The organism is Roseibium sp., from assembly GCF_025698965.1.
GTDB lineage: Bacteria > Pseudomonadota > Alphaproteobacteria > Rhizobiales > Stappiaceae > Roseibium.
Genome location: NZ_JAILWL010000263.1, coordinates 1 through 9,003, shown reverse-complemented (window position 1 = coordinate 9,003; position 9,003 = coordinate 1). Strand labels below are relative to the sequence as shown.

The 9,003-nt window shown below is 54.1% G+C and carries 9 protein-coding genes; 8 read left to right on the top strand and 1 reads right to left on the bottom strand.

The features are described from left to right. Nucleotides 1-279 precede the first annotated feature (279 nt). Together K5905_RS19905 and K5905_RS19900 are read left to right on the top strand one after the other, a co-directional pair. Entirely contained in the window at nt 280-1,401 is a 1,122-nt protein-coding gene (locus K5905_RS19905; protein ID WP_297586897.1) for a mannitol dehydrogenase family protein, read from the top strand. Then, nucleotides 1,401-2,387: an aldo/keto reductase gene (locus tag K5905_RS19900; protein ID WP_367186992.1), complete on the top strand. Its 987-nt coding sequence runs from the start codon at nt 1,401-1,403 to the stop codon at nt 2,385-2,387. Before K5905_RS19905 ends, K5905_RS19900 begins: the two co-directional genes overlap by 1 nt. Here K5905_RS19900 and K5905_RS19895 read toward each other — a convergent pair. Beyond that, on the bottom strand, nt 2,384-3,286 hold the full coding sequence (locus K5905_RS19895) for a GntR family transcriptional regulator (RefSeq protein ID WP_297586895.1): 903 nt from the start codon (nt 3,284-3,286) through the stop codon (nt 2,384-2,386). The genes K5905_RS19900 and K5905_RS19895 overlap by 4 nt on opposite strands. Before the next feature lie 138 nt (nt 3,287-3,424). Here K5905_RS19895 and K5905_RS19890 point away from each other — a divergent pair, with 138 nt between their 5' ends. The 6 genes from K5905_RS19890 to K5905_RS19865 all read left to right on the top strand — a co-directional run. Further along, the gene (locus tag K5905_RS19890; RefSeq protein WP_297586894.1) at nt 3,425-4,447 is read left to right on the top strand and encodes an ABC transporter permease; all 1,023 of its coding nucleotides are present in this window, start codon (nt 3,425-3,427) and stop codon (nt 4,445-4,447) included. A gap of 47 nt (nt 4,448-4,494) precedes the next feature. Beyond that, nucleotides 4,495-5,436 (top strand): ABC transporter substrate-binding protein, encoded by a 942-nt coding sequence (locus K5905_RS19885; RefSeq protein WP_297586893.1) that lies wholly within the window; start codon nt 4,495-4,497, stop codon nt 5,434-5,436. Nucleotides 5,437-5,512: 76 nt separating this feature from the next. Continuing rightward, a complete protein-coding gene (locus K5905_RS19880; protein ID WP_297586892.1) occupies nt 5,513-6,310 on the top strand; it encodes an ATP-binding cassette domain-containing protein in 798 nt (265 codons plus the stop codon). After that, nucleotides 6,300-7,337 (top strand): zinc-binding alcohol dehydrogenase family protein, encoded by a 1,038-nt coding sequence (locus tag K5905_RS19875; RefSeq protein WP_297586891.1) that lies wholly within the window; start codon nt 6,300-6,302, stop codon nt 7,335-7,337. Before K5905_RS19880 ends, K5905_RS19875 begins: the two co-directional genes overlap by 11 nt. A 232-nt stretch (nt 7,338-7,569) precedes the next feature. Then, on the top strand, nt 7,570-8,400 hold the full coding sequence (locus K5905_RS19870) for a rhodanese-related sulfurtransferase (protein ID WP_297586890.1): 831 nt from the start codon (nt 7,570-7,572) through the stop codon (nt 8,398-8,400). Between the two features lie 91 nt (nt 8,401-8,491). Further along, on the top strand, nt 8,492-9,003 hold a 512-nt coding region (locus K5905_RS19865; protein WP_297586889.1), incomplete at its 3' end, for a hypothetical protein.

Below are 9,003 nucleotides of genomic sequence, written 5' to 3'. Positions count from 1 at the left end.
GAAGAAAGTTGTTCCGAAAACCAAAATGTCCTTCGCTGGTTTGCGCAAGGAAGCAGACGTGGCGAACGTCATCGCGTATCTGCAGTCCTTTGAGTGATTGCACTTTAACCTCTTCCTATTGTTGTTTGGTTTTGGCCAATAGCGGGCGTGATCCGATTGGATTGCGCCCGTTTGCATGTTTCTCGTGATTGAATTTTAAACTTCAAACAGGAACCTGCCGAAATTGTTTGACTGAACTTGTTCTTAATAATAAAAAACATATTGAATAGAGGGAACACTATGACAACGACACCCATCGTCCAGTTCGGAACCAGCCGTTTTCTCCAGGCTCACGTGGATCTTTTTGTTTCAGAGGCGTTGAATGAGGGCAGGGCGCTTGGATCTGTCGCAGTTGTTCAAAGCAGTGGTGATCCTTCGCGCTCAAAGCGGGCTCAGGCCTTGGCTGCGCCGGAGGGATACGAAGTTCAGATCAAGGGCATCGATCAGGGCAAACTGGTGAATACCAGCAAGAGGGTGACCAGCATCACAAGAGGTTATTCCCTTCCGGAAAATCTCTCAGAGGTGACCGATCTCATCGCGAGTGATGCGGAAATCATCCTGTCCAATACTGCCGATGCCGGGTTTCGCCCCCAAATGGCCGACAGGTCTCCCGACTTTCGTGCGGAAATGTCCTATCCGGCCAAACTCACATGGTTCCTGAACCAGAGGTTTAAAGCCGGGGGCGGACGGTTGCAGATCATGCCGACCGAACTTGTGCCGCAAAACGGGGACTTCTTGCGGGATCTTGTCCGGTCGATTGCGGAGATCTATGGCGATACCTTCCTCTCCTGGCTCGATACAAACGTGCTATGGGTTTCCTCTCTGGTGGACCGGATTGTCTCCGAGCCGCTTGAACCGGCGGGGGCGGTGGCGGAACCGTATGCTCTTTGGGCGATTGAAGACCGTCCCGGTTTGATCCTGCCTTGCGAGCATGCGGCAGTGCATGTTGTCGGTGATCTGGAGCAGGTCGAAACCTTGAAGCTCTTCATTCTCAATCTTGGACATACTTACCTGGTGTCCCGCTGGATGAGCGGAAGCGATCCGTTTTCGCAATATGTGCGGGAATTTCTGGAACATCCGGACAATCTTTCTGATCTGCAAAGCCTTTATGCCAGTGAGGTCGTTCCGGCATTTGCCGCCCACGGACGCAAGGCCGAAGCCGAAGCTTATGTGGCAACGACGATCGACCGTTTTCGGAATCCCTTTCTGGACCACAAGCTCTCCGACATTGCCCAAAACCATGCCGAAAAGATTCAGAGGCGGATTGCAGCGTTTTTGAAATGGGCGTGGGTCGCTGACCCTGCTCTTCAAATGCCACGTCTGGAAAGTGTTTCGAATTTTCGTTCCGAGGCAAGTGCATGATGAAACAACGGCAAATCGGCAAGACCGATGTTTTCGTGACAGATCTCGCCTTTGGCGCCTCCGGTATTGGCAATATGGGGCGCATGGTGTCAGACGAGGAAGCAAACACGGTGCTGGAGCGGGCCTGGGCGGAGGGCATCCGCTACTTCGACACCGCACCACACTATGGACGTGGCCTTTCCGAGAAACGCCTTGGCCGTTTTCTGAAGCAGAAAAACCGGGATGACTTTGTTCTTTCCACAAAAGTCGGGCGGGTGTTGTCTCCGGGCCCTGCGCTTGAAGAGGCAGATGGCTTTATCAACCCGCTTCCCAACACGGTGCGGTATGACTATTCAGGAGATGGCCTGGAGGCGTCTCTGGAGCACAGTCTGGAATTGCTTCAGGTCACCCACGTGGACATCGTCTATATCCACGACATAGGCGCCTATACCCATGGCGCGCGCAATGACCGCCATATGGCGCAATTGCTGGGTTCGGGGATCGGTCGTCTCCAGGACCTCAAGCAACGCGGCAAGATCAGAGCATTCGGTCTTGGTGTAAACGAAACCGGGGTTTGCCTGGATATCCTGAAACAGGCGGAGCTCGACGTTATCCTTCTTGCAGGCCGCCTGACATTGCTGGACCGGCAAGCCGAAAGCGAGCTGGTCGACGTTTGCAGGGCTAGGGAAACCAGCCTTGTTCTCGGAGGAATTTTCAATTCAGGCATCCTTGCGACAGGTCCTGTCGAGGGGGCCTGGTACGACTATCAGCCGGCGTCCCGGGAGATCCTGGAAAAGGTAATTGTTCTGAAGCGGCAATTTGAAGCCCTGGCTGTACCATTGCCGACAGCTGCACTTCACTTCGCACGGCGACACCCGAGCGCCGCGTCTGTTCTTATGGGGACTGCAAAAGTGTCATCACTGGAGCGAAACCTTGTCGCACTTGCACGGGAACTGCCGGCAGATTGCCTCAGGCTTTTTGATCATGGAACCGAAAAGTCGGTTTAAGCGAGCCTGTGTTCCTTGAGTGAGGACAAAAGCGTTTCTTTTGACCGGCGCAGGTGTTTGAGAGCCGCTGCTTGCGAACGCTTGTTGTCCCTGTCGAGCATTGCATTGATCCAGTCGAGATGTTCGTCGATTGCGGCTGCGTTCCGCTCCAGCTCGTCCCGTTTGTCCCACATGTAGTGATAGTGGAAGATCAGCGAAATCAACTTTTGAGCTTCGACGACAAACCGGTTTTTGACCACGCTGTTGATGGTTGCATGAAACTTGCCATCGAGCATGGAAAAATCGTGATAGCGGCTTGCCAGGTCCTGCTTCAGAGCTTCGTGTTCTTCCCTGAGAATTTCGAGCTTTGCCCAGATTTCATGGTCCTCAGGCAATGCCAAAAGCTGCTGGACCGCATTCATTTCCAGAACCAAACGGAATTCGGACAGTTCGATGGCAAAGTCTGCCGTGAAGCCCGAGAGGATCCAGCCTCCCTTTTGGCGGCGTTCGACAAGACCGAAGCGGCTCAATCCGGATAGAAACTCCTGCAGACTGTGGGCGGGAACACCAAATTGCCGGGAAAGTTGCGCAACATTGAGTGATGTTCCAGCTGGCACATCAAATCGCAGGATCCATTCAAGAAAGCTTTGTTCCAGCTCCTCGTTGGACGGCGGACTTTCAGCGGTTGACAGGCGATGGACAAGTTCGGGTTTGCGAACGAGTGTCTTGCGACGGCCTTCCCATTGAATGAGATTTTCAGAATCCAGTTTCTGAAGAGCGCTGCGAACAATCGTCCTGCTTACTTCCATTCGGTTGGCCAGCACAGTTTCGGCGGGCAATTGGTCACCTACGTCCATGTTGCCGCATATATCCAGCAACGTGTTGTAAGCGCTTCGGAATCGGTCGTCAGTTCGAGCCATACAGGCAACCTATCACATCCAATAATCAGGACAATTCTCTTTGTTTTGTATAAATAAATAAAAAACAATTGACGAGTGTGTTTTTGAGTCTCATATTGTTTTTAATAATTAAATTCAATTTTCTGCCCGGGAGGAAACATGGCGGATCTTGATAGGGGAGCAGTGCCAGCGTCCTGGACGTTCAAGCCTTCTGCCGCTTCGTTTCACAAACTCACCGCGTTGCTGACACTGGCATTGCTGATCTTTGCCTTTTCCTTCGGTAACGACGCGTTTTTCACGGTCAATAATGGCCTGACCGTGCTGTTGCAGACATCGGTGATCGGACTGCTCGGGATCGGTATGACGCTGGTTATCTTAACCCGTGGCATCGATCTGAGCGTTGGGTCTGTCTTAGCGCTTTCGGGGGTCATGACAGGCTTGAGCGTCAAGGCCGGAATTCCAGTTGCACCGGCCATGACCATCGGTGTTCTCACGGGAGCGGCTTGCGGTCTGGTCAATGGCTTTGTCATCACCAAGATGCGCATCACGCCTTTTGTCGCAACGCTGGGAATGATGCTGATTGCGCGAGGTCTGGCGCTTCAGCTGACTGGCGCAGCGCCAATATCTCGCCTTGGTGAATCTTTCGGCGCGCTGGGCAATGGTTCCCTGCTTCGGATTGTCGAGAAAACCGGCGGAATTTTTCCGAAGGTCGTTTTTCCGGGCATTCCCTATCCGGTCATCCTGCTTGCGATTGTTGCATTTGTTGCGGCCTATCTTTTGAACCGGCGTCAAACCGGCCGGCATATCTATGCCACCGGTTCCAACGAAGAGGCCGCGCGTCTTTCCGGGGTTCTGGTCGATCGCACCAAAATGATTGCCTACACGCTTTCAGGTGCCCTGGCCGGCCTTGCCGGGAACGTCCTGATGTCCCGCCTGGTGACGGTGCAGCCCAATGAGGGCGTCATGTATGAGCTCGATGCCATAGCAGCTGCCGTAATCGGTGGAGCATCGCTGATGGGCGGTGTTGGCAATATATCCGGCACCATGATCGGTGCCTTCATCATCGGCGTTCTACGCAACGGCCTGAACATGGCGGGTGTGTCCGCCTTCATCCAGCAAATCGTGATCGGCGTCATCGTCATTCTGGCGGTCTATGTCGATCAGGTCCGAAACCGGCGCTGACAAGCCGGAACATTCAACAAAAGCATCTTCAAACGGAGGAGAACACTATGAAGAAGCTGATTTCGACCGCGATGATGGTGAGTGCACTGGCACTCTCCACGGTTGCCTCTCAAGCAGGTGAGATCGCTGTCATCGTAAAGACGACGAACTCGAATTTCTGGCAGAATGTGAACAAGGGAGCGAGTGCGGCGATTGAAGGCCAGGAAGGCCATACCATGACCTTCAACGGCCCGGCATCGGAATCCGCCATCGCCGATCAGGTGAGCCTGGTTGAAAACGCGGTCAACCGCGGTGTTGCCGGTATCGTGCTGGCGCCATCCGACCCTGAAGCCCTGGTTCCGGCTGTCAAAAAAGCGTTCGAAGCCCAGATTCCGGTCGTTATCATTGACAGCGGACTGGCGGATCACGGCAAGGAATATTACCAGGCTTTCCTGTCGACGGATAACTGCGCAGCCGGTCAGCTTGTTGCCGAAAAGATGATGTCCGAGGTCGGTACCTCAGGGAAGGTGGCCGTCATGTCGTATGTCGCGGGTGTCGGTTCTGAAGTCGGCCGGGTCGGCTGCTTCGTCGAACGGATCAACGAGAAGTCCGATATCGAAATCGTCGGACCGTTTTATTCTCAGTCCCAGATGGCAACAGCGCTTAACCAGACGACTGATATTCTGGCGGCAAATGAAGATCTTGTAGGTATTTTCGGAGCAAACGAGCCGACAGCCATCGGCATGGGCCGGGCCATTGTCCAGGCTGGCAAGGCTGGCAGCCTGACCGCACTCGGATTTGACGGCAATGCCGATCTTCAGGACTTCGTGCGCGATGGAACGCTTGCCGGCACCGCGGTTCAGGGCTCCTTCCAGATGGGTGAGAAGGGTGTCGAGGCCATCATGAAGCTTCTGAACGGCGAAACAGTTCCGAACTTCATCGATACCGGCGTGGTTCTGGCAACCAAGGACAATATCGATCACCCGTCGGTGCAGAACGTTCTTTACTGATCCCACATAACTCGGCCGGGAACCTTTGTTCCACCTCGGGTTCCCGGCACTTTTTTGACCGTACAGGACTCGGATTATGAACCTGCAACCTCAATCTGAGCCACCATTGGTGCAGATGATCGACATAGAAAAGCACTTCGGTGGCATTCGTGCCGTCAACGGCGTTTCACTGGATCTCTATCCCGGCGAAGTTGTCGGAGTTCTTGGGCACAATGGGGCCGGCAAATCCTGTCTGATGCGCATTCTGTCCGGTGCGATGATCCCGAATGAAGGCTCGATCAAGGTCCACGGCGACAAAGCCGACATTCAAAATCCGCATGACGCGAGGGATCTGGGAATAGAAACAATCTACCAGACGTTGGCGCTGGCGGATCATCTCAACGCACCTTCAAATCTGTTTCTCGGCCGTGAGCTGAAAACCCGGATCGGCAATCTGGACGATGCGAAAATGATGTCGGAGACGGTCCGTGTCCTGAAAAAGCTCAATCCCAATTTCAAGAACCTGAACGATCCCGTCAGCAGCCTGTCCGGCGGTCAGCGACAGGTCATCGCGATTGCACGCGCCATCTATTTTGATGTGAAAATTCTGATCATGGACGAGCCGACAGCAGCGCTCGGGCCTTCTGAAACCGCAATGGTTGGTGAACTCATCAAGAAGCTGCGGGCCGAAGGCATTGGCATCCTGCTGGTCAGTCACGACATGCACGACGTCTTTGAACTCTGCGATCGTGTCATCGTGATGAACAAGGGCAAGGATGTCGGGTCTCACCGCATCGAAGACGTGACCAAGGATGATGTGCTCAGCCTGATTATCAAGGGAGAACTTCCGCACGACTGGGTTCCACGCAGCCAGGAAAAAAACAATGAACATTGAGCAGTCGAAGCAGAAGTCTGCCGCGATTGCAATGGCATGCGGTGTGGTGGTCGAACCTGGTGTTTTCAGAATTGAAAGCCGCGATTTGCCGGAGGCAGCACCGGAGGGCTGGGTTCTTGTTGATATTGCTGCCGTTGGAATATGCGGAACCGACTATCACGTTCTTGAAGGTAAACACCCGTTTTTGAATTACCCGCGCGTGATCGGACATGAACTCAGCGGCCGGATCGTGAATGATAGCGGCGACTGGGTGGCCGGCGACCTGGTTGTCATCAATCCATATTTGTCCTGCGGTGAATGCCGGGCCTGCGGGAAAGGCAAGCCGAATTGCTGCAGCCGGATTGAAGTTTTGGGCGTACATCGGGATGGCGGTCTTTGTTCCCGAGTGGCTGTTCCGTCATCAAATCTATATGCGGCGTCGGACCTGACGGAAATTCAGGCGGCCATGGTGGAGTTTCTGGCGATCGGGGCACATGCGGTTCGCAGGGCGGGGCTGACCTGCAACGACCGGGTTCTGGTGACGGGGGCGGGACCTATTGGTATAGGCACCGCCTTGTTTGCTAGGCTCGAGGGCGCGGAAGTTCATCTTCTGGACCTGAATGAAGCCAGGCTCGCGCAGGCAAGAGACCAGTTTGGATTCGCCAACACCCATCTGGTTGGAAGCGATATTCTCACAGGATCCCTGGCTGATGGTTTTGATGTCGTATTTGATGCAACGGGAAGCAGCCGGGCAATAGAAGCCGGGTTTCCGCTGCTGGCTCATGGCAGCAAATATGTGCTCGTTAGCGTGGTGAAGGAGACCATCAGTTTCGATGATCCTGAATTTCACAAGCGCGAGTCCCAGATCATTGGCAGCCGCAATGCGACAAGGCAGGACTTCGAGTGCGTTATGCAGGCGATCCGGAACAGGCAGATCGACACCGGAGCCTTGTGTTCCGTGAAAATCCCTTTTGAAAAATTTGCAGGCTGTTTTGCGGAATTGGCAAAAGACAGAGGAACCCTGATCAAGGCAATCGTGACACTATAATTTGCGTGTTTGACGCGGTGTCTAAGGGTGAGACTGGCGTCATGACGGAAGAACTTTCTCTCAGGTTTAAGGACGGAACCAGTAGAAGCAGGTGAGCGCTCATGAATGGGTCCGAGAAACTGCGGACTTTTCATCAAGGGGCGAGTGGCTGTATAGAGGGCGCAATCGGTCGCTCGTCGACCCGTGGCGCCATGTTGACTTCGCGCTCTCCTGAAGAAAAAGAACAAGCCTGATGAACGAATTTCTTGTTGCCGCTCTTTATCTGTTCACGCCGCTCGATGACTTTGAAGCGATGCGTGATCCGCTCAAGGCTTTTTGTGTAGAACGCGATGTACGCGGTAGCCTGCTGCTTGCTTCGGAAGGTATCAACGGCACAATCTGCGGTCCTGAGGCCGGAGTGCGTGAAGTGTTGGCACATCTGCGTTCCGATCCGCGGCTCAAGGAACTGACCCACAAGGAAGCCTGGACGCATCGTCACGTGTTCAAACGCATGAAGGTGCGCTTGAAACAGGAAATCGTACGTCTTGCGGTCGACAATATCGACCCGAACGAGATCGTCGGCGAGTATGTCAAACCGGAAGACTGGAATGACCTCATATCCGATCCGGATGTGATTGTGATCGATACCCGTAACGACTATGAATTCGCCTTCGGCACCTTCGAGCGGGCGCTCAACCCGGAGACGCAGTCTTTCCGCGAATTCCCGGACTGGGTCGAGGGGCAGGAAGAGCTGCAGAAAAAACCCAAGGTTGCCATGTTCTGCACCGGTGGCATCCGTTGTGAAAAGGCAACCGCCTGGATGCTGAAAAACGGCTTTGATGACGTCTATCATCTGGAAGGCGGTATCCTGAACTATCTGGAAAAGGTGCCGGAGGAAAACAGCCTCTGGAAGGGCGAGTGCTTTGTCTTTGATGACCGTGTTTCCGTCGACCATCAATTGCAGCCGCGTTGGGGAGAATGGGTGCCGGAAGAAGCCCGACACATCATCAACGAAGACACGGATTATGAGAAAAATGCGCGGGCAGATGAGGAGCCCGCCGCTGCGCTGGATAGCAATTCTTAACAGGTATTAACTTTTTTGCTTTAACCCGTTGAGTTTCTTCCCTAAAGTCAGGTTGTGGGGAATTACTCCACACCAGACTGGGGGAAGTATTATGCGTCACAGTTTCTGGAGCGCGGTTTGCGCGCTGGTCCTTAGTCCGATTATTGCAACATCAGCTTTTGCCGGCGGGAAAGCGCTTTCCTGCTATCAACAGGCGACTGTCCCGGCTGTCTACAAGACGGTACAGCAGCAGGTTCTTGTTCATCCCGGCAGTTCACGCGTTGTGAAGAAGCCTGCGGTCTATGCCTATCAGAACCGTAAAGTTCTGGTGCAGGCCGAGCGTGTTTCGTACCGCACTTCACCGGCCGTCTATCAGACACGGCACAGGCAAGTTCAGGTGCAACCGGCCAGCATCGGCTGGGAGTACCGCATGATCAAGGGTCGCAAGACGCTCTGCAAGGTCAAGCATCCTGCCGTTTACAAAACCGTCAGCCAAAGGGTACTCGTTCAACCGGCTTCCAAGGTCGCCGTGCGCAGTCCTGCGGTCTACAGCACGGTGAAGGAAAAGGTGCTCGTCCAACCGGCCAGCAGCTATGTAGTCAAAAATCCGGCTGTCTATAAAAC

What these genes read in the sequence shown, in the direction of transcription:
- K5905_RS19880 (WP_297586892.1), top strand. Translation starts at nt 5,513, where the DNA reads ATGAACCTGCAACCTCAATCTGAGCCACCATTGGTGCAGATGATCGAC.
- K5905_RS19905 (WP_297586897.1), top strand. Translation starts at nt 280, where the DNA reads ATGACAACGACACCCATCGTCCAGTTCGGAACCAGCCGTTTTCTCCAG.
- K5905_RS19890 (WP_297586894.1), top strand. Translation starts at nt 3,425, where the DNA reads ATGGCGGATCTTGATAGGGGAGCAGTGCCAGCGTCCTGGACGTTCAAG.
- K5905_RS19900 (WP_367186992.1), top strand. Translation starts at nt 1,401, where the DNA reads ATGAAACAACGGCAAATCGGCAAGACCGATGTTTTCGTGACAGATCTC.
- K5905_RS19875 (WP_297586891.1), top strand. Translation starts at nt 6,300, where the DNA reads ATGAACATTGAGCAGTCGAAGCAGAAGTCTGCCGCGATTGCAATGGCA.
- K5905_RS19870 (WP_297586890.1), top strand. Translation starts at nt 7,570, where the DNA reads ATGAACGAATTTCTTGTTGCCGCTCTTTATCTGTTCACGCCGCTCGAT.
- K5905_RS19895 (WP_297586895.1), bottom strand. Translation starts at nt 3,286, where the DNA reads ATGGCTCGAACTGACGACCGATTCCGAAGCGCTTACAACACGTTGCTG.
- K5905_RS19885 (WP_297586893.1), top strand. Translation starts at nt 4,495, where the DNA reads ATGAAGAAGCTGATTTCGACCGCGATGATGGTGAGTGCACTGGCACTC.